This is a genomic window from Nocardioides sp. W7 (assembly GCF_022919075.1).
In the GTDB taxonomy this organism is placed as follows: Bacteria; Actinomycetota; Actinomycetes; order Propionibacteriales; family Nocardioidaceae; genus Nocardioides.
In genome coordinates this window covers 2,635,973-2,654,422 of the sequence record NZ_CP095078.1, presented here as the reverse complement: position 1 = coordinate 2,654,422, position 18,450 = coordinate 2,635,973, and the positions used below count along the sequence as shown (strand labels likewise).

The following is an 18,450-nucleotide window of genomic DNA, read 5'->3' as shown; positions in this document are numbered from 1 at the left end:
CGGATCGGACCGGACGCGTCGGCGGTACTCAGAGGACCTGACGACGGTCGGCGCGCGCGCCGTACTGGCCACACGTGCTGCACGCGCGGTGCGGCAGGTGCTTGGCACCGCAGGCGGGGTTCGCGCAGGTCACCAGCGTCGGGGCGACGGCCTTCCAGGCCGAACGACGGTGACGGGTGTTGCTGCGCGACATCTTCCGCTTCGGGACAGCCACTGTTCTCTCCTCATCCGGGGCCGAGTGTCGGCCCAGTTGCACTACTCGTCGTCGTTCTTCAGTGCTGCCAGTCCGGCCCATCGAGGGTCGACCGGTGCGTCGTGCGTGTGATCGGGATCGTCCGCGAGCCGGGCACCACACTCGATGCACAGTCCGGGACAGTCGTCCTCGCACAGGGGCTGGAACGGCAGTGCAAGCACCACCGCGTCCCGCAGTTGCAGCTCCAGGTCGACCAGGTCGTCCTGCAGCTGGCTGACGTCGTCGTCCTCGTCGTGCGGGGTCTGGTGCTCGGGATAGACGTACAGCTCCTGGAACGTGACCTCGACATCGTCGGAGATCGGCTCCAGGCACCGCACGCACTCACCCTCGAGCCCGGCTCGCGCCGTGCCCGTGATCAGGACCCCTTCCATGACCGCCTCGAGGCGCAGGTCCAACTCGACCGGCGCACCCTCGGGGACATGAAGGACTTCGATGCCTAGATCTGCTGGTGCCGGAACCGTCCGCGTCACCTCACGCTGGGACCCCGGGCGGCGGCCGAGCTCGCGGGTGTCGAGCACGAGCGGCGCTCTCGGGTCCAGGCTGGTCAGGGGATCACTTCCGGGTCCGGGCACATAACAGAACTCAGGAATGCTATCCGGCCGACGGACCACCGACCAAACCAGCGCCGGCCGGTCACTCGCACCGTCACTCCCCCTGCCGCTCGGCCAGCCGGGCCGTGAGCCGGGTGTGGACGAATCCCGGCAGCAGCGACGAGACGTCGCCACCGAAGGAGGCGACCTCCTTGACCAGGCTGGAGGCCAGGAAGGAGTACTCCGGGCTGGTCGGCACGAACACCGTCTCGACATCGGTCAGCGAGGCGTTCATCTGCGCCATCTGCAGCTCGTAGTCGAAGTCGGAGACCGCCCGCAGGCCCTTGACGATGGCGTGGATGTCGCGCTCCTCGCAGAACGTCGTGAGCAGGCCGCCGAAGCCCGCGACGCTGACGTTGGCGAAGCCTGCGCAGGCCTGCTCCAGCATCTCGATGCGCTCCTCGGCGGAGAACAGCCGCCGCTTGGAGGCGTTCACACCGACCGCGACCACGACCTCGTCGAAGAGGGTCGCAGCACGCTCGATGATGTCGAGGTGCCCGTTGGTGACCGGGTCGAAGGACCCGGGGCAGACGGCTCGGCGCACTACGTCACTCCTGCTCGTCGTTCGGGTCACCGGACGGGTCGTCCGGCTGGGCGGCGTGACCGTACCAAAGCACGGTCTCCCCGTAGGCGCGCCGGCGGTCCAGTGCGACGCCGTCCGGCCAGGCCGGCTCGGGGCTGCGCACGGACCGCTCGACGACGACCAGCGCCCCCGGCACCAGCCAGTCGTGGTCCACCAGCGCGGTGAGGTCGGCCGCGACGCTCGCGTCGTCGAGGGGGTACGGCGGGTCGAGGAAGACCACGTCGTACGGGGCGGACGGGCGGCGACCGAGCGCGCTCGCCACGGACGCGGCCACCACCTCGGCGCGCGCGAAGCCCAGGGACCTGGCATTGGCGCTCACCAGGGCCGCCGTGCGGCGGTCGGACTCGACCAGCGTGACCACGCCGGCCCCGCGGGACCACGCCTCCAGGCCGACCGCCCCCGAGCCGGCGTACAGGTCGAGGAAGCGCAGGCCGTCGAGGGTGCCGCACCACGACTCGACCGAGGAGAAGAGGGCCTCGCGGACCCGGTCGCTCGTGGGGCGGGTCGAGGCGCCACTGGGTGTCTGGAGCCGGCGGCCGCCGGCCTGGCCGCCGATGATGCGGGTCATACCCGGAACCTCACGACAGCGCACCTCATGACTTGTCCAGGAACTCGGAGCGGGCGGATGCCTCGAGCCGCGCGACCTCGGCGGCGAGCAGCGGCGCCCCGGCCAGGTCGGGGTCGTCGTCGAGGAGTGCGTTGGCGGCCTCGCGGGCGGCCAGGATGGTCTTCTCGTCGCGCAGCACCCGCAGGCTCTGCAGGCTGGAGCGGAAGCCGGACTGCGAGGCACCCAGGACGTCGCCCTCGCGACGCTGCTCGAGGTCGACGCGGCTCAGCTCGAAGCCGTCGGTGGTCGCGGCGACGGCGTCGAGCCGCTCCCGGGCGGGGGTGCCCGCGTCGGCGCGGCTGACGAGCAGGCAGAGTCCGGGCAGTCCGCCTCGCCCGACCCGCCCGCGGAGCTGGTGGAGCTGGGAGACGCCGAACCGGTCGGCGTCGAGGAGGACCATCGCGGTGGCGTTGGCGACGTCGACGCCGACCTCGATCACGGTCGTGGAGACCAGCACGTCGATCTCGCCCGCGGCGAAGGCGCGCATCGTCTGGTCCTTGACGTCGGCCGCGAGCCGACCATGCAGCACCGCGATCCGCAGACCCTGCAGCGCACCGTCGGCGAGATCGCTCGCCATCTCCTCGACCGCGGCGAGTGCACCCGGCACCACCTTGGCCTTGCCGTCCGCGTCGAGGTCCCCGTCCGACGACTGAGCGTCGCGCTCGCCCGCCTCCTGCTCGTCACCGCTGATCCGCGGGCAGACGACGTAGGCCTGGTGACCCTTGGCGACCTCCTCGCGGACCCGCTCCCAGACCCGGTTGACCCAGGACGGGTGCTCGGCGAGCGGGACGACGTTGGACTGGATCGGGGCCCGCCCGGCCGGCAGCTCGGTGAGCACCGACGTCTCCAGGTCGCCGAAGACGGTCATCGCGACGGTGCGCGGGATCGGGGTCGCGGTCATCACGAGCACGTGCGGCGGGCTGCCGGCCTTGTCGGTGAGCGCGGCCCGCTGCTCGACGCCGAAGCGGTGCTGCTCGTCGACGACCACCAGGCCGAGGTCGGCGAACTGCACCTTGTCCTCGAGGAGCGCGTGGGTGCCGATCACGATGCCGGCCTCGCCGCTCGCGAGCCGGCTCATGGGGGCGGTGCGCTGGGTCTTGGTCATCGAGCCGGTGAGCAGCTCGACCGCCGTCGCCTCCGCGGCGCCGCCCAGCATCCCGCCGGACGCGAGGTCGCCGAGCATCGCCGTGATGGAGCGGTGGTGCTGCTGGGCGAGCACCTCGGTCGGTGCCAGCAGCGCGGCCTGGCCGCCGGAGTCGACGACCCGCAGCATCGCGCGCAGCGCCACCAGGGTCTTGCCGGAGCCGACCTCGCCCTGCAGCAGCCGGTTCATCGGGTGGGCCTGCGCGAGGTCGGCCTCGATCTCGGCCCCCACCACCCGCTGCCCCGCGGTCAGCTCGAACGGCAGCCGCTCGTCGAACGCGGCCAGCAGCCCCCCGCCGCCGGTGCGGGCCTGGGCGCCCTGGGCCCGCAGCGCCCGGCGCCGGCGGCCGAGCACCACCTGGGTGACCAGCGCCTCCTCGAAGCGGTAGCGCCGCTGTGCCGCGCCCACCTGGCCGTAGTCGTCGGGGGCGTGGACCCAGTTCAGGGCGGTGCGGGCCTCGATGAGCTCGTAGCGCTCCCGGACCTCGAGCGGCAGCAGGTCGGGCACGTCGTCGATGACGGTGCGGGCGAAGGTGATCGCGCGCTGGAGGTCCCAGGACTCCACCCCCTTGGTGAGCGGGTAGACCGGGAACAGGGCGGGGATGTCGATCTCGGTCTCGTCCTCGGTGCCGTCCTCGTCGACTCCGAACAGCGTCAGCTGGGGATTGGTGAGCTGCCAGTTGCCCTGGAAGGAGCCGACCTGGCCGACGAAGATCCCCCGCCGCCCGACCGGGAGCCGCTTGGCGTGCCAGCCGGCCGTGCCCTTGTTCTTGGCGAAGAACGACATCCGCAGTGACGGTCCGTCGGTGCTCAGCACGGCGTCGAGGCGGTACGCCGTCTGGCCGGTGCGCCGGTCGCGGTAGGTGTTGATGTCGCTCTTGACGATCTGGCCGACGACGGTGAGCACCTGGCCGACCTCCAGGTCGTCGACCTGGGTCAGCTCGCCCGTCTTCACGTAGCGCCGCGGGAAGTGCCGCAGCAGATCGCCGACCGTCTCCAGGTGCAGGCCCTTGATGACCAGGTCGCGCCTCTTGGTCTCGGCGCCGAAGACGGTGGCGATCGGCGAGTCGAGCGCGATCACTCGACCGACACCAGCAGCGGGTAGCGCTCCTGCCCGCCGTCGTAGACGACCACGTCGACCGCGGGGTGGTGCTCCTCGACGTAGCCAGCGACCCGGGTGGCCAGCGAGCCCTCCGCGTCCTCCTCGCCGGCGACCAGCGTCACCAGCTCGCCGCCGCCGCCGAGCAGCCGGTCGATGACGTCGGTCGCGACGGCGTACTGCTCGGAGCCGACCACCGCGAAGTCACCGGCGACCACGCCGAGGACGTCGCCGACCTCGCAGGGCCCGGCCATCGTCATCGCCTGGCGGGCCGCCACGGTGACCGCGCCGTGACGCGCGTGGCGGGCCGTGGCCGTCATCTCCAGGACGTCGGAGTCGAAGCCGCGGCCCGGCTCGTGGACCGCCATCGCCGCCAGCCCCTGGACCTGCGCCTGGGTCGGGATGACCGCCACCCGCAGGCCGCCGTCGGCGTCGGCCTCGGCGGTCGAGGCGGCGATCTGTGCGACCCGGACGGAGTCGTGGTCGTTGGGCAGCAGCACCACCTCGCTGGCCCCGCAGCCGGTGACCGCCTCCAGGATCTGGCCGGTCGAGGGCCGTCGGCCCGGACCACCGGGCACCACGACCGCCCCGGCCGCCTCGAAGAGACGGGCCAGGCCGGGACCCGCCGCGACCGCGACGATCCGGCGCCCGGCCCTGGTCTCGGGACGAGCGCGCGCCTCGGCGACCTGCTCGGCGAAGTGGGTGACCCGCACCCGGTGCGGGCGACCGGCCTCGATCCCGGCCTCGATCGCGGCGCCCACGTCGTCGACGTGGACGTGGACGTTCCACAGGCCCTCGTCCCCGACCACCACGAGCGAGTCGCCGAGCGCGGCCAGCCGGCTGCGCAGCACGGCCACCTGGTCGTCGTCGGCGTCGAGGAGGTACATCACCTCGTAGGCGGGACCGTCCGGGCTGAGATCGGGCCCCGCGCCCAGCGGCACCGGGATCGTGTGGCGGCCGATGGGGCCGGTCACCGGCACCGGCCGGCGGCCGGTCAGCACGGTCTCGGCGGCGTCGAGGACGACGCTCAGCCCACGACCGCCCGCGTCGACCACCCCGGCCTCGGCCAGCACCGGCAGCTGCTCGGGAGTGCGGGCGAGCGCCTCGCGGGCGGCCTGCGCCGCCGCGGCGAACACGTCGCGGGCCCGCGCCCCGGTGTCCTGGGCGATCGCCGTGGCCGCGTCGGACGCGGCCCGGGAGACCGTCAGGATGGTGCCCTCCACCGGGGTGCCGACCGCGGCGTAGCTGGCGTCGGTGGCCTGCTGGAGCGCCTCGGCCACCACCACGGCGTTGCGCTCGTCGGGTCGGGCCCGGGCCAGGCGGCGCGCGATCGCGCCGAGCATCTCGCTCAGGATCACCCCGGAGTTGCCGCGGGCGCCGAGCAGCGCGCCCCGGCTGAGCCGGGCCAGCGCCGCGGCGAGGTCGGTGCCGGGGTCGGTGTCGGCGACCTCCCGGATCGCGTCCCGGGCGGCGGAGACGGTGAGGTACATGTTCGTGCCGGTGTCGCCGTCGGGCACGGGGTAGACGTTGAGCGCGTCGATCTCCTCGCGCGCACTCGCCAGTGCGTCCGTCGCGATGTCGACGAACCGCAGCACCACCGAGAGCTGCACACCGCCACTGCCGGGGACCTCCATCCGCCGTCCTCTCCTGGCTCGCCTGCCCTGACGGTCGGCACCGCCGACCGGGTGAAGGTTAGTCTCCGACACCGACAGGCGCCGGGGACCGTCGGCTCGATTTTCCCCCGACCCGCGCCGTCGGATACGCTGGCTCGGTTGCCCGCTCGCCGGGCCCCTCATGCTCAAGTCCAATGAGTCCCAACCTCGATCCATCAGGAGTTCACGGTGGCTGCCGTCTGCGACATCTGCGCCAAGAAGCCGGGCTTCGGCAACAACCGACCCTGGTCGCGCAAGATCACGAAGCGTCGCTTCGACCCCAACATCCAGCGCGTTCGGGCGACCGTCAACGGCACGCCCAAGCGCCTCAACGTGTGCACCGGTTGCCTGAAGGCGGGCAAGGTCACCCGCTGACCTCAAGCTTCACCAGAGAGGCCCCCGACCGCACCGGTCGGGGGCCTTTGTGCGTCCAGGGAACTCGTTGGTCGAGTAGCGAGCGCCGGCGGGCGTATCGCGACCCTGGTCCGGGTCTCGATACGCCCGTCGCGTCCTCCTTCGTCGGACGCGGGGCTACTCGACCTGGCGCGTGCCTCCTCGCCCTCGCAGGCTCGGGCGAGGCGCGCTCAGAAGTGCGTCCACCCGGTCGGCCCGTCGTACGCCGCGCCGTCGACGGTGACGCCCTCCCCCACCGAGACGGCACCGATCACCGTCCAGCCGTCGGGGACCGCGCTCCGGTCGGGGAACGTCGCGAGCAGGGCGTGGTCGTCGCCCCCGCCGAGGATGAAGCTCATCGGGTCCGCACCGACCGCCGCGCCGACCGCCTGGAGCGGCTCGGCGATCTCGAACGAGGACGTGTCGACGTCGATCGCCACCCCCGAGTCGGCCGCGAGGTGCCCGGCCTCCGCCAGCAGACCGTCCGAGATGTCGATCATCGACGTCGCCCCGGCCTCGGCCGCCAGCGCGCCCTCCAGGTACGGCGGCGCCGGCCGGCGGTACGCCTCGACCAGCGCGCGCGGCGAGCGGAACCCCCTCCCCAGGACGGCGAGGCCACCGGCGGCCCAGCCCTGGCGGCCCGCCAGGGCGAGCACGTCGCCCGGCCGCGCCCCGGACCGCAACACCGGGGCCTGGGTGCACGCGCCGAGCACGGTGACCGCGATCACCACCTGGTCGGCGCGGGTCAGGTCGCCGCCGACCACGCTCGCGCCCACCAGGCCGCACTCCTCGGCGAAGCCGGCCGCGAAGTCCAGCGCCCACTGCACGGGCAGGTCGGCCGGCGCGGCCAGCCCGACGGTGAGCGAGGCCGCCGTACCGCCCATCGCGTTGATGTCGGAGATGTTCTGGGCCGCCGCCCGGTGGCCCACGTCGGCGGCGCTCGCCCAGTCGCGCCGGAAGTGCCGACCCTCGACCATCAGGTCCGTGGAGACGACCACGTGACCGGTGCGCACGCGCAGCACGGCCGCGTCGTCACCGGGCCCCACGAGCACGTGCTCGCCCTGCGGGAAGAGTCGGACGAACTCGCCGATGAGCCCGAACTCACCGGCGTCGGCCAGGGTCGCGTCGCTGGGGAAAGCCATGTCCCCATCCCACCAGACCACCGTCAGTGGCCGGCTATGGACACCCATGCGGGACCGGGTAGGTTGAGCAGCGGTTAACAGCCCGTCACATGCGGGCGACCCCCGCTCACCCAGGGAGAAGCACGATGGTCGTCCAGGCGTACATCCTGATCCAGACCGATGTCGGCAAGGCTGCCGAGGTCGCGAAGGCGATCGCCCAGGTCAAGGGCGTCACCCTCGCCGAGGACGTCACCGGCCCGTACGACGTGATCGTGCGCGCCGAGGCCCGCAACGTCGACGAGCTCGGCAAGCTGGTGGTCGCGAAGGTGCAGACCCTCGACGGCATCACCCGCACCCTGACCTGCCCGGTCGTCCACATCTGAGTGCCTTCCCAGATGTGACACAGCGCGCCGCACTCCGACGCCCCTGGTCCCGCCGGACCGGGGGCGTCGTCGCGTGCGCGGCGCTGGTGGTCGCGCTGGCGACCGGCTGCGGGCCGGTCGAGCTGGCGACCCCCGACCTCGACGAGGCCGACGCCGCCACCTGCGCCGCGCTCGTCGCCGACCTGCCCGACACCCTCGCGGGCGAGTCGGTCGTCGAGACGGAGCCCGAGGGCGCGCCGGGAGCGGCGTACGGCGACCCGGCGATCGTCGTCTCGTGCGGGGCACCCGAGCCCGAGGACTTCCGCGAGACGGCGGACTGCCTCCTGGTCAACGACGTCGGCTGGTTCGTCCCGCCGGAGCAGGACGCGGACAACGACGCCGACCTGGTGCTGACCTCCGCGGGCTACTCGCCGCGACTGCGGGTCGACGTACCCGCCGAGTACCGGCCCGAGGGCAGTGCCGCCGTACTGGCCGAGCTCGCGTCCGTCGTGTCCGAGCATCTCGAGCTCGTCGAGCGCTGCATCTGAGGTCGGGGTGATGTGGGATCCTCGTCCCATGACCACCTCCAGCCGCACCGAGGAGTTCGCCGGGCCCGTGGCCGTCATCGCCGGAGGCCTCAGCCACGAGCGCGACGTGTCCCTGGCCAGCGGCCGCAATCTGATGCGCGAGCTGCGTGCCCGCGGGGTCGAGGCGCACGTCTACGACTTCGACCGGCAGCTGCTCCACAGCCTCGAGCGGGACAAGGTCGTCGCCGCGTTCCCGGCGCTGCACGGCCAGTTCGGCGAGGACGGCGAGATCCAGACCCTGCTGGAGCTGATCGACCTGCCGTACGTCGGGTCCAGCAGCCGGGCCTGCAAGGTCGCCTGGGACAAGGGCGCCGCCCGCGAGCTGCTGCACCGCGCCGGCATCCCGGTCCCCGACAGCGTGGGGCTGTCCGCGACGACCTTCCGCGACATCGGCGCGACCGCGCTGATGGAGCACGTCATGCACCGCCTCGGCCACCGCGTGGTGGTCAAGCCGGCCCGGGGCGGCAGCGCGCTCGGCGTCACCGGCGTCGACGGGCTCGGCGCCCTGCCGTCAGCGCTGGTGGAGACCTACGCCTACTGCGAGGACGCGCTGGTCGAGCGCTTCTACGACGGCATCGACGTCAGCGTCGTGTGCTACGAGACCGCCGACGGGCTCACCTCGCTGACGCCGATCGCGATCGAGTACGAGAAGGGTCACGAGTTCGACTTCAGCGCCCGCTACACCGCCGAGTTCGTCTCCCTGCTGGCGCCCGACCTGCCCGACGAGCTGATGACCCGGCTCGGGGAGGTCGCCCGGGACGCGCACCGGGTGCTGGGGCTCTCCGACCTGTCCCGGTCCGACTTCATCGTCTCCCCGGACGGCACCTTCGTGCTGCTGGAGACCGCGATCACCCCCGGCACGACCGAGACCTCGGTGCTCCCGTTCGCCTGCACCGCCAGCGGCACCTCGCTCGGCGAGGTCGCCCACGACCTGCTGCTCGCGACGGTCCGGCCCAGCTGAGCGCCGGCGGAAACGGAGACTGAGATGACCGAGCTCATCGACCGCGTCGTCGGAGTGCTGCAGGGCCTGGAGTGGCGGGTCGAGCTCGACGCGGAGCACCCCGGCGGCATGCTCCTGGAGCCCGCGGACGGCGAGGCCCTGTGGCCGTTCGTGGCCCAGGTCGAGCCCGAGGACCAGCAGATCGCCTTCTACAGCCTGCTGCCCGACGAGGTGCCACCGGACCGCCGCGAGGCGGTGGCCACCGTGCTCACGCACGCGAACTACGGGCTCACGATCGGCTCGTTCGAGATCGACGTGACCGACGGCGACGTCCGGTTCCGGACCTCGCTCGACCTGGGGGCGGCCGAGGTCGACGACACCGTCCTCGCTGCCCTGGTCTCGCCCCTGGTCGTCCACAACCTGGCGGCGATGGACCTGTGGATCGACGGCCTGCAGGCCGTGGCCGACGGGGCGGACCCCGACGACCTGCTCGCCTGACGGAGCCCGGGTCAGCGCAGGCCGGTGGGCCGCTCCAGGGCGAGCTGGATCAGCTCGTCGATGAGCTCGGGGTAGGACAGCCCGGTCGCCTCCCACATCTTGGGGTACATCGAGATCGGCGTGAAACCGGGCATGGTGTTGATCTCGTTGACGACGACCTCGCCGTCGGGCGTCACGAAGACGTCGACGCGTGAGAGGCCCTCGGCGCCGATCGCCTCGAAGGCCCGGACCGCGAGGTCGCGCACCGTCGCGCTGACGTCGTCGGGCAGGTCGGCCGGTGCCTCGGTGCGGGCCTGGGAGTCGCTGAGGTACTTGGCGTCGAAGTCGTAGAAGTCCACGGCGTCGTGGTCGACGACGATCTCCCCGGGGACCGAGGCGCGCGGCGCCGCGCCGCGGCGACCGCCGAGGACCGAGCACTCGATCTCGCGCCCCTCGATGCCCTGCTCCACGAGCACCTTGGGGTCGTGGAAGCGGGCCTCCTCGATGGCGTCGACCAGCCCGCTCACGTCGTCCACCCGGGTGATGCCGAGGGACGAGCCCCCACGAGCCGGCTTCACGAACACGGGGAACCGCAGCTCCTGCGCCACCCGGGCGACGACCTCGGCCTGGCGCTGCTCCCAGTCCCGCGGGGGCACGACCACGTAGGGCCCGACGGGGAGGCCGTGGCCGGCGAAGACCAGCTTCATGTAGTGCTTGTCCATCCCGACGGCGGAGGCGAGCACCCCGGCGCCGACGTAGCGCACCCCGGCCAGTTCGAGCAGGCCCTGGACCGTGCCGTCCTCCCCGAAGGGGCCGTGGAGCAGCGGGAACACGACGTCGACCTCGCCCAGGTCGGGCAGGCCGGCGACCTCCTGGCCGGCGTCCGAGGTGACCTCGGCCAGTCCTCCGGAGGTGAGGTCCCACCGGGCGGCGTCGCCGGAGGCGAGGACCCACTGCCCGTCGCGGGTGATGCCGACGGGCAGGACGTCGTACTTGTCCCGGTCGAGGGCCTTCAGCACACCGGCCGCGGTCGCGGTGGAGACACCGTGCTCACCGGATCGGCCGCCGAAGAGGAGGGCGACCCGGATCTTCCGGCTCGGAGGGGCGATCGGGTCGGGAGATGCTTCAGCCACTCGCCCGACCTTACTGAAGAGCGGCCGCCACCTCGTCGAGGCGCGCCCCCCGCGACGCCTTGAGCAGTACGGCGTCGCCGGCGCCGAGGTGGTCGCGGAGCCACGCGACGGCGTCGTCGTTGTCGGCGACGAAGGTGGTCGCGGTGCCGTCTCGACCCTCGGCGCCACGGTGGATGCCGCGCGCGGGCTCGCCGATGACCAGCAGCTGGTCGATGCCCAGCCCGGCGGCGTACTCGCCGACGGCAACGTGCTCGGTCTCGCTGGTCTCCCCCAGCTCCCGCATCTCGCCGAGCACGGCGATCGTGCGCTGCACCGACGCATCGGCACCGATGGCCGCCAGGGCGTCCAGCGCGGCCCGCATGGAGTCGGGGTTGGCGTTGTAGGAGTCGTTGAGGACCGTCACGCCGTTGGCGAGCTCGTGCAGCTCCATCCGCCACTGCGACAGCGTCGTGACGGCGGCCAGCGCCTCGCCGACCTGCGTGGGGGTGAGCCCGAGCGTGAGGGCGGCGGCCGCCGCCGCGGCGGCGTTGAGGGCCTGGTGGGCGCCGACCAGCTGCAGCGTGACGGGCACCGGGCCCTGCGGCGTGGTCAGGACGAACGACGCCCGTCCGAGTCGGTCCAGCCGCAGCTCCTCGACCCGTACGTCGGCCGGCTGGTCCCGGCCGAAGGTGACGACGCGTCCCCGGGTGCGCGACGCCATGGCCGCGACCCGGACGTCGTCCGCGTTGAGGACCGCCGTACCGCCCTCGGCCAGGCTCTCGACGAGCTCTCCCTTGGCGGCCGCGATCGCCTCCCGCGAGCCGAACTCGCCCAGGTGCGCCTGGCCGACGTTGAGGACGACGCCGACGTCGGGGGTCACGAGTCGCGTCAGCTCGGCGATGTGGCCGCGCCCGCGGGCGCCGAGCTCGAGCACCAGGAACCGGGTGTCGGCGCCGATGCCCAGGGCGGTCAGCGGCATCCCCAGCTCGTTGTTGAACGAGCCCCGGGTCACCACGGTGGGACCGACGTGACCGAGCAGGGCACCGAGCAGGTCCTTGGTCGAGGTCTTGCCCTGGGAGCCGGTGATCCCCACGACGGTGAGGTGCCCGGACCGCCGTACCTGCGCGACGGTGTACGCCGCGAGCTGCTGGAGCGCGCGGCGCGGGTCGTCCACCAGCACCGTCGGGAGCTCGGTCGGCCGGCTCCCGAGCACCGCGACGGCGCCGAGCTCGGCCGCCTGGCCCGTGTGCTCGTGACCGTCGGCGTGCTCGCCGACGAACGCGGCGAAGAGGCTGCCGGGCCCGGCCTCGCGGCTGTCGATGACGACCGGCCCGGTGACCGCGACCTCGGCGTCCTCCGGAACCATCCGGCCGTCCACGACGGCGGCGATCTCGGCCAGGGTCAGGACGATCATGGACCCCGACCCTAGTCTGTGGACCATGGTCGACCACCCCAAGCCCTCCACCGTCGCCGTCCACGCCGGCCGGCCGCCCCACGAGGCCGACGAGCCCCTCAACACGCCGATCACGATGGCCTCGACCTTCGTCGGCGGCGGTGAGCGCGAGTACGGCCGGTGGGGCAATCCCACGTGGCAGGCCTTCGAGACCGCCCTGGGCGCACTGGAGGGCGGCCGGGCCCTGGCGTTCTCCTCCGGCCTGGCCGCGGTGTCCGTGGTCCTCGACCTGGTCGGCCAGGGCGCGAAGGTCGTCGCCCCCGCGCACTCCTACAACGGCACGATCGTCCAGCTGGGCGATCTCGAGGCGCGCGGCCGGATCACCACCGAGCTCGTCGACGTGACCGACACGGCCGCCTGCGTGGCCGCGTGCGAGGACGCGGCCCTCGTCGTCCTCGAGTCGCCGACCAACCCCGCCCTGGAGATCGCCGACATCGAGACCATCGCCGCCGCCGCCCACGAGGCCGGCGCGTACGTCGTCGTCGACAACACCTTCGCCACTCCGCTGCTGCAGAAGCCGCTCGAGCTCGGCGCCGACATCGTCGTGCACTCGGCGACCAAGTACCTCTCCGGCCACAGCGACGTGCTGATGGGCGCCCTGGTGACCAACGACGACGACCTGTACGGCGTACTGAAGGGCCGGCGCGACCTGCTCGGCGCCGTACCCGGCACCTTGGAGGCCTGGCTCGCCCTGCGCGGGATGCGCACCCTGCACCTACGGGTCGAGCGGGCGCAGAGCAACGCCACCGAGCTGGCCATCCGGCTCGAGGCCCACCCGGCGGTCTCGCAGGTGCGCTACCCCGGCTTCGGAGGCATCGTCTCCATCGTGATCGCCGGCGGCGCGATGGCCGCCGACCTGCTCACCCACTCCACGGAGCTGTGGGTCTACACGACCAGCCTGGGCGGCGTGGAGTCGACCTTCGAGCGCCGGCGCCGCTGGAAGTCCGAGCCCGTCACCATCCCCGACGCGCTGGTCCGGCTCTCCGTCGGCATCGAGGACGTCGAGGACCTCTGGGCCGATCTCCAGCAGGCACTGGACCGCCTCCCCTGACCACCCTTCCTCGCCGAGTCAGCACGAATGGTGGGCCGAGTCAGCACTACTGGTGCTGACTCGGCGATCAGTCAGTCTCGGCCTTGGTGTCGCGGGCGATGAAGGCGTCCATCATCTCGTTGGCGGTCAGCCGGCCGGCGACGACGTCGTCGACGTGCTGGGCGATCGGGGCGTCGATGCCGGACTGCTCGGCGAGAGCACGCAGCGAGGAGCAGGACTTGGCGCCCTCGGCGACCTGCCGGGTCGAGGCGTAGATGTCCGCCGAGGTCATCCCCTGGCCGAGCTTCTCTCCGAAGGTGCGGTTGCGCGACAGCGGCGAGGAGCAGGTGGCGACCAGGTCGCCCAGGCCGGCGAGGCCCATCAGGGTCAGCGGGTTGGCGCCGAGCTTCATGGCGAGCCGGGCCGTCTCGGCCAGGCCGCGGGTGATGACCGACGCGGTCGTGTTGTCGCCGAAGCCGAGCCCGACCGCCATCCCGACGGCTAGTCCGACGACGTTCTTGTAGGCGCCGCCCAGCTCGCAGCCGAGCACGTCGACCGAGGTGTAGGGGCGGAAGGCCGGCGAGTGGCACCGGGCCTGGAGCATCCGGGCCACGTCCTCGTCCTCGCACGCGACCACCGACGCGGCGGGCTCGCGGCGGGCGATCTCCTTGGCCAGGTTGGGGCCGCTGATGACCGAGATCCGGTCCGGTCCCGCGCCGGTGACCTCGGCGATCACCTCGCTCATCCGCTTCAGGGTGCCGAGCTCGACACCCTTCATCAGCGAGACCATCACCGCGTCGTCGGAGAGGTACGGCGCCCACTCGGTGAGGTTGGCCCGCAGTGACTGTGACGGCACGGCGAGCACGACCACGTCGGCACCCGCGAGCGCCTTCTCCGGGTCGTGGGTGGCCGACACCGTCGGCGGCAGCTGGACCCCGGGCAGGTAGTCGGCGTTCTCGTGCTGGTCGTTGATCGCCGCGCACACCTCTTCGCGGCGGCCCCACATGGTGACCTCGTTGCCACCGTCGGCGAGCACGATCGAGAAGGCGGTGCCCCACGACCCTGCGCCGAGTACGGCGACCTTGCCGGTGCTGGAGAGCGGACTCATGCCGGGGCCCCCGCGGATGCGCGAGCGCGGCGAGTGGTTTCGTGGGGAGAGCTCATCTCGGGTCCTTCCCCGGCTCGGGTGGCTGCGGGCGGTCCGGTTTGCCGATCTCGCGCACCCCGGCCTTGCGCATGTCGAAACGCTCAGTCGGCGCGGTCGCGCCACGGATCTGCTCGACCAGCGAAACCACGGCCGCCATGATCCGCTCGGTCGCCTGCTGGACGACCGGCGGGGTGACCTCGACCGCCAGCAGGTCCTGGAGGTCCACCGGGTCGCCGACGATCATCCGGATCTTCTTGCGCGGGAACAGGTCGGGCTTCTTGGCGTACGGCGCCAGCAGCTCCTGGGCCCCCCACTGACCGATCGGGATCACCGGGCAGCCGGTCGCGAGCGCGATCCGCGCCGCACCGGACTTGCCGGCCATCGGCCAGCCGCCGGGGTCGCGGGTGATGGTGCCCTCGGGGTAGACCACGACGCACTCACCCGCCTGCACGGCGGCGACGGCCGCGTCGTACGCACCGACGGCGTTGACGCTGAGGCGCTCGACGGGGATCTGCCCCGCGGCCTTCATGAAGTAGCGGAGCGCCCGGTTGCGGAAGAGCCCCGACTTGGCGAGGTAGCGCGGCAGCCGGCCGTGGTCCCACACGATGTGGCCGGCGGTGAACGGGTCGACGTGCGAGATGTGGTTCAGCACCAGGATGCAGCCGCCCGAGGCGGGGATCTTCTCGCCACCGATCCACTCGTGCGTGGTGGTGGCCAGCAGTGCGGGCTTGACGATGAGAACGGCCAGCTGCCATGCCCAGCCACGCTTCTGCTGAAGCTTGCGTACCTTCACGTGCCCCCTCGTCCTCTCCACCGGCCCGTCACCGTGACGCACCGCACGCCCGAACGCAGGCTACTCGGTCGGTACCGCACGATCCGGCATCACGACCTGACAGGATCGTCTCGATGTCCCGTCCCTCTTCCGAGCCGACCGTCGAGCACCGCCGGTTCGCGCTGCTCGTGCCCGTGAAGCCCCCGGCCCGCGGGAAGTCCCGGCTGGTCGGCCTGCCGGACGCCGTACGCCGCGACCTCGCCGCCGCGTTCGCGCTCGACACGGTCGCCGCCGCCCTCGCCAGCGCACGCGTCGGCGCAGTGCTGGTCGCGACCGACGACGCGTCCTTCTCGGCGCAGCTCGCCGCCCTCGGCTGCCCGGCGATCCCGGACGGCGTCACCGGTGACCTGAACGCCAGCCTGCGGCAGGCCGCCGCGGAGGCCCGGCGCCGGTGGCCGGACCTGCAACCGGCGGCGCTCTGCGCGGACCTGCCTGCCCTGCGCCCGGCCGACCTCGATGCCGCCCTCGCCCAGGTCGGCGACGAGCCGGCCTTCGTCCCCGACGCGGCCGGGATCGGCACCACCCTCTACACCGCAGCGTGGGACCGCTTCGACCCGCGCTTCGGGCCGGGCTCGCGCGACCTGCACCACGAGCAGGCCTTCGCGATCGCGCTCGACGCGACCACGCTGCGCTGCGACGTCGACGACCTCGACGACCTGCGCGACGCCGTCGCCCTCGGCGTCGGGCCGCGGACCCGCGTCCTCACCGCCCACCTGTGAGGCACGCGGACGGGGCCGCCTCCGGATGGAGGCGGCCCCGTCGGCGTGCGTGGGTCAGGCCTTCTTCGCGGCCGTCTTCTTGGCGGCCGGCGACTTCTTCGCTGCCGAGGACTTCTTCGCTGCGGGTGCCTTCTTGGCCGCCGATGCCTTGCTCAGCGATGCCTTGGTCGGCGGGGACTTCTTGGCCGCCGGTGCCTTCTTCGTGGCTGCCGCCTTCTTGGCCGGCGCGGTGGTCGTCTTCCTCGCCGTCGTGGTCGTGGCTGCGGTGGTCTTGGCCGCGGTCTTCTTGGCCGGGGCCGCCTTCTTCGTCGTGGCCGCCTTCTTCGCGGTGGTGGCCTTCTTCGCGGTGGCCGCCTTCTTCGCCGCGGGCGCGGCCTTCTTGGCGGCCGCCGACTTCTTCGCCGGGGCAGCGGTCTTCGCCGATGCAGCCTTCGTCGGAGTGGTCGCCTTCTTGGCCGCCGCCGCCGGCGCCGCCTTGGCCACGGCCAGGGTCAGCTTCGGCAGCTTCTTGGCGCCCGACACGACCCCCTTCAGCTCGGCGCCGGCCGTGAACTTCGGCACCGCCTTCTTCTTCGCCTTGATCCTCTCGCCGGTCTGCGGGTTTCGGACCCAGCGGGCCTCGCGGACCCTCTTCTCGAACGAGCCGAAGCCGGTGATCGCGACCTTCTCGCCCTTCGCCACCTCGCGGGTGATCGTGTCCAGAACGGACTCGAGCGCGTGGGCCGCGGCCTTCTTGTTCCCTTCGTAACGCGCCGCCAGCGCGTCGATGAGCTGTGACTTGTTCACGGTCTTCCCTTCGGAGGAACTCCTCGAAGCCGAGCCCGTGCTCGACCTTCTCCTTGGCACGCTAGGTATTTGTGGCCTTCCTCACAATCACCACGCCGCCTGTGGACGCAACTTTCTTGCGCGCGCCGCCGACCTCGGCGTCGCACGCGGCGACGAATTCGCTACCGGCGCCTGGGATTCCGACCTAGGTTCGGCCTCATGGACGCCTCGACGGCCGCCTCGCTCGATCGCTGGTGGGCCGAGCTGTTCGGCCTCGAGCCGGACGAGATGTGGGACAGCGTGACCGTCACCCCGCACGGTCGTCTCCAGGGCTATCCCGGGTGGTACGTCGCGTGGCGTGCCGCCGGCGTACACGTCTCGGCGCCCGGTCCGAGCGCCGCCGAGGAGGTGGCCTCGTTCACCGAGCTCTCGCCGCACGAGCTCCAGGACGTGGCGTTCTGGGACGCGTTCGCCCACCAGCACGGGCTCGTCCTGGTCGGCCCCTCGACGCACGCGTACCTCGACCGTGACCCCGGCCCCGACCTCAGTGCTGAGCTGGTGGACGGCCACGGCGTCGCCCTTGTCGGACCTGCCGCCCTCGCCGACCTGCGCGCGCAGGTCACCGAGGAGGAGTGGAGCGAGGCGGGCTTCGACGAGGAGCCCGAGACCTGCTTCGGGCTGCGCCAGGGCGGGGCGCTCGTCGCGGCGGCGAACCTGACCGACTGGGACGGAACCCCGCGCGACGTCGGGGTCCTGGTGAGCCCTGCGGCGCGCGGGCGGGGGCTCGCCGAGGTCGTCGGCCGGCACGCCGCGTCGTGGTCGGTACGACGCCACGGTCTGGCTCGGTGGACGGCCCGCACCACCAACATCGCCTCGGTGCGCACCGCCGAGCGGCTGGGCTTCACGCCGTACGTGACGCAGCTCGCCCTCAGCCCCGTCGGGGACTGAGGGCGAGCTGTTCGAGATGTCGAGCCGGTCTCAGGAGACCGTCGTGACCGGCTTCCAGCTCGGCCGGGTCGCTTCGTACGACGCGATGTCGGCCTCGTTCCCGAGCGTGATGCCGATGTCGTCGAGACCCTCCAGCAGCCGCCAGCGGGTGTAGTCGTCGATGTCGAACGACTCCTCGATCGCATCGATGCCCTCGCCGGCCCGCACGGTGCGCGACTCCAGGTCGACGGTGATCGCGCCACCCGGGTTGTCGTCGAGGAAGTCCCAGAGCTGCTGGACGACCTTCTCGTCGACCTTGGCCGCCACCAGCCCGGCCTTGCCGGAGTTGCCGCGGAAGATGTCGCCGAAGCGCGCCGAGATGACGACCTTGAAGCCGTAGTTCTGCAGCGCCCAGACCGCGTGCTCGCGCGAGGACCCGGTGCCGAAGTCGGGGCCGGCGACGAGCACCGAGCAGCCGTCGTACACCGGGTTGTTGAGCACGAAGGTCGGGTCGTTGCGCCAGGCGGAGAAGAGACCGTCCTCGAAGCCGGTGCGGGTCACCCGCTTGAGGTAGACGGCCGGGATGATCTGGTCGGTGTCGACGTTGCTGCGCTTCAGCGGGACGCCGACGCCGGTGTGGGTCGTGAACTTGTCCATG

Annotated in this window: 21 protein-coding genes; 8 read left to right on the top strand and 13 right to left on the bottom strand. The window is 72.5% G+C overall.

The features are described 5' to 3' along the window. Window positions 1-28: 28 nt before the first annotated feature. The 6 genes from rpmF to MUB56_RS12580 form a co-directional block, all read right to left on the bottom strand. Window positions 29-214 (bottom strand): 50S ribosomal protein L32, encoded by a 186-nt coding sequence (rpmF, locus tag MUB56_RS12605; RefSeq protein ID WP_182526167.1) that lies wholly within the window; start codon window positions 212-214, stop codon window positions 29-31. 41 nt (window positions 215-255) lie between these two features. Next, window positions 256-801: a YceD family protein gene (locus MUB56_RS12600; RefSeq protein ID WP_244932394.1), complete on the bottom strand. Its 546-nt coding sequence runs from the start codon at window positions 799-801 to the stop codon at window positions 256-258. A gap of 97 nt (window positions 802-898) precedes the next feature. Then, entirely contained in the window at window positions 899-1,387 is a 489-nt protein-coding gene (coaD, locus tag MUB56_RS12595; RefSeq protein WP_244932235.1) for a pantetheine-phosphate adenylyltransferase, read from the bottom strand. Window positions 1,388-1,391: 4 nt separating this feature from the next. Beyond that, window positions 1,392-1,994: a 16S rRNA (guanine(966)-N(2))-methyltransferase RsmD gene (rsmD, locus tag MUB56_RS12590; RefSeq protein ID WP_244932234.1), complete on the bottom strand. Its 603-nt coding sequence runs from the start codon at window positions 1,992-1,994 to the stop codon at window positions 1,392-1,394. A gap of 25 nt (window positions 1,995-2,019) precedes the next feature. Then, complete coding sequence (locus tag MUB56_RS12585) at window positions 2,020-4,257, bottom strand: ATP-dependent DNA helicase RecG (protein ID WP_244932233.1); 2,238 nt, start codon at window positions 4,255-4,257, stop codon at window positions 2,020-2,022. Further along, window positions 4,254-5,909 carry a DAK2 domain-containing protein gene (locus MUB56_RS12580; RefSeq protein WP_244932232.1) on the bottom strand — a complete coding sequence of 552 codons (1,656 nt, stop codon included), beginning with the start codon at window positions 5,907-5,909 and terminating at the stop codon, window positions 4,254-4,256. The genes MUB56_RS12585 and MUB56_RS12580 overlap by 4 nt, the downstream gene beginning before the upstream one ends. 207 nt (window positions 5,910-6,116) lie before the next feature. On the opposite strand from MUB56_RS12580, the gene rpmB reads away from it, so the two are divergent. Further along, window positions 6,117-6,302, top strand: a complete 186-nt coding sequence (gene rpmB / locus MUB56_RS12575) for a 50S ribosomal protein L28 (protein ID WP_011756723.1) — start codon at window positions 6,117-6,119, stop codon at window positions 6,300-6,302. A 209-nt stretch (window positions 6,303-6,511) separates the two neighbouring features. Here the strand turns inward: rpmB and MUB56_RS12570 are convergent, their stop codons facing one another. Beyond that, entirely contained in the window at window positions 6,512-7,462 is a 951-nt protein-coding gene (locus MUB56_RS12570) for a thiamine-phosphate kinase (protein WP_244932231.1), read from the bottom strand. Between the two features lie 125 nt (window positions 7,463-7,587). Between MUB56_RS12570 and MUB56_RS12565 the strand changes: the two genes are divergently transcribed. Genes MUB56_RS12565 through MUB56_RS12550 form a run of 4 tightly spaced genes read left to right on the top strand, consistent with a single transcriptional unit; the run spans window position 7,588 to window position 9,828 of the window. Further along, the gene (locus tag MUB56_RS12565; RefSeq protein WP_244932230.1) at window positions 7,588-7,824 is read left to right on the top strand and encodes an Lrp/AsnC ligand binding domain-containing protein; all 237 of its coding nucleotides are present in this window, start codon (window positions 7,588-7,590) and stop codon (window positions 7,822-7,824) included. Between the two features lie 14 nt (window positions 7,825-7,838). Further along, window positions 7,839-8,351, top strand: a complete 513-nt coding sequence (locus MUB56_RS12560; RefSeq protein ID WP_244932229.1) for a DUF3515 domain-containing protein — start codon at window positions 7,839-7,841, stop codon at window positions 8,349-8,351. 28 nt (window positions 8,352-8,379) lie between these two features. Continuing rightward, a complete protein-coding gene (locus MUB56_RS12555; protein WP_244932228.1) occupies window positions 8,380-9,351 on the top strand; it encodes a D-alanine--D-alanine ligase in 972 nt (323 codons plus the stop codon). A gap of 24 nt (window positions 9,352-9,375) precedes the next feature. After that, the gene (locus MUB56_RS12550; RefSeq protein ID WP_244932227.1) at window positions 9,376-9,828 is read left to right on the top strand and encodes a YbjN domain-containing protein; all 453 of its coding nucleotides are present in this window, start codon (window positions 9,376-9,378) and stop codon (window positions 9,826-9,828) included. A gap of 11 nt (window positions 9,829-9,839) precedes the next feature. Here the strand turns inward: MUB56_RS12550 and MUB56_RS12545 are convergent, their stop codons facing one another. Continuing rightward, window positions 9,840-10,940 (bottom strand): D-alanine--D-alanine ligase family protein, encoded by a 1,101-nt coding sequence (locus MUB56_RS12545; protein ID WP_280637404.1) that lies wholly within the window; start codon window positions 10,938-10,940, stop codon window positions 9,840-9,842. Between the two features lie 10 nt (window positions 10,941-10,950). Continuing rightward, window positions 10,951-12,333 (bottom strand): UDP-N-acetylmuramoyl-tripeptide--D-alanyl-D-alanine ligase, encoded by a 1,383-nt coding sequence (gene murF, locus MUB56_RS12540; protein WP_244932226.1) that lies wholly within the window; start codon window positions 12,331-12,333, stop codon window positions 10,951-10,953. Between the two features lie 25 nt (window positions 12,334-12,358). Between murF and MUB56_RS12535 the strand changes: the two genes are divergently transcribed. After that, entirely contained in the window at window positions 12,359-13,423 is a 1,065-nt protein-coding gene (locus MUB56_RS12535; protein ID WP_244932225.1) for an aminotransferase class I/II-fold pyridoxal phosphate-dependent enzyme, read from the top strand. A 67-nt stretch (window positions 13,424-13,490) separates the two neighbouring features. Here MUB56_RS12535 and MUB56_RS12530 read toward each other — a convergent pair whose 3' ends face one another. After that, on the bottom strand, window positions 13,491-14,510 hold the full coding sequence (locus MUB56_RS12530) for an NAD(P)H-dependent glycerol-3-phosphate dehydrogenase (RefSeq protein WP_244932224.1): 1,020 nt from the start codon (window positions 14,508-14,510) through the stop codon (window positions 13,491-13,493). A 52-nt stretch (window positions 14,511-14,562) separates the two neighbouring features. Next, window positions 14,563-15,342: a lysophospholipid acyltransferase family protein gene (locus tag MUB56_RS12525; protein ID WP_244932223.1), complete on the bottom strand. Its 780-nt coding sequence runs from the start codon at window positions 15,340-15,342 to the stop codon at window positions 14,563-14,565. A 113-nt stretch (window positions 15,343-15,455) separates the two neighbouring features. Here MUB56_RS12525 and cofC point away from each other — a divergent pair, with 113 nt between their 5' ends. Beyond that, window positions 15,456-16,100 (top strand): 2-phospho-L-lactate guanylyltransferase, encoded by a 645-nt coding sequence (gene cofC, locus MUB56_RS12520; protein ID WP_244932222.1) that lies wholly within the window; start codon window positions 15,456-15,458, stop codon window positions 16,098-16,100. Window positions 16,101-16,154: 54 nt separating this feature from the next. Here the strand turns inward: cofC and MUB56_RS12515 are convergent, their stop codons facing one another. Then, complete coding sequence (locus MUB56_RS12515) at window positions 16,155-16,886, bottom strand: HU family DNA-binding protein (RefSeq protein ID WP_244932221.1); 732 nt, start codon at window positions 16,884-16,886, stop codon at window positions 16,155-16,157. Window positions 16,887-17,084: 198 nt separating this feature from the next. Here MUB56_RS12515 and MUB56_RS12510 point away from each other — a divergent pair, with 198 nt between their 5' ends. After that, entirely contained in the window at window positions 17,085-17,813 is a 729-nt protein-coding gene (locus tag MUB56_RS12510) for a GNAT family N-acetyltransferase (RefSeq protein WP_244932220.1), read from the top strand. Window positions 17,814-17,843: 30 nt separating this feature from the next. Here MUB56_RS12510 and leuD read toward each other — a convergent pair whose 3' ends face one another. Then, entirely contained in the window at window positions 17,844-18,449 is a 606-nt protein-coding gene (gene leuD, locus MUB56_RS12505) for a 3-isopropylmalate dehydratase small subunit (protein ID WP_244932219.1), read from the bottom strand. Window position 18,450: the final 1 nt, after the last annotated feature.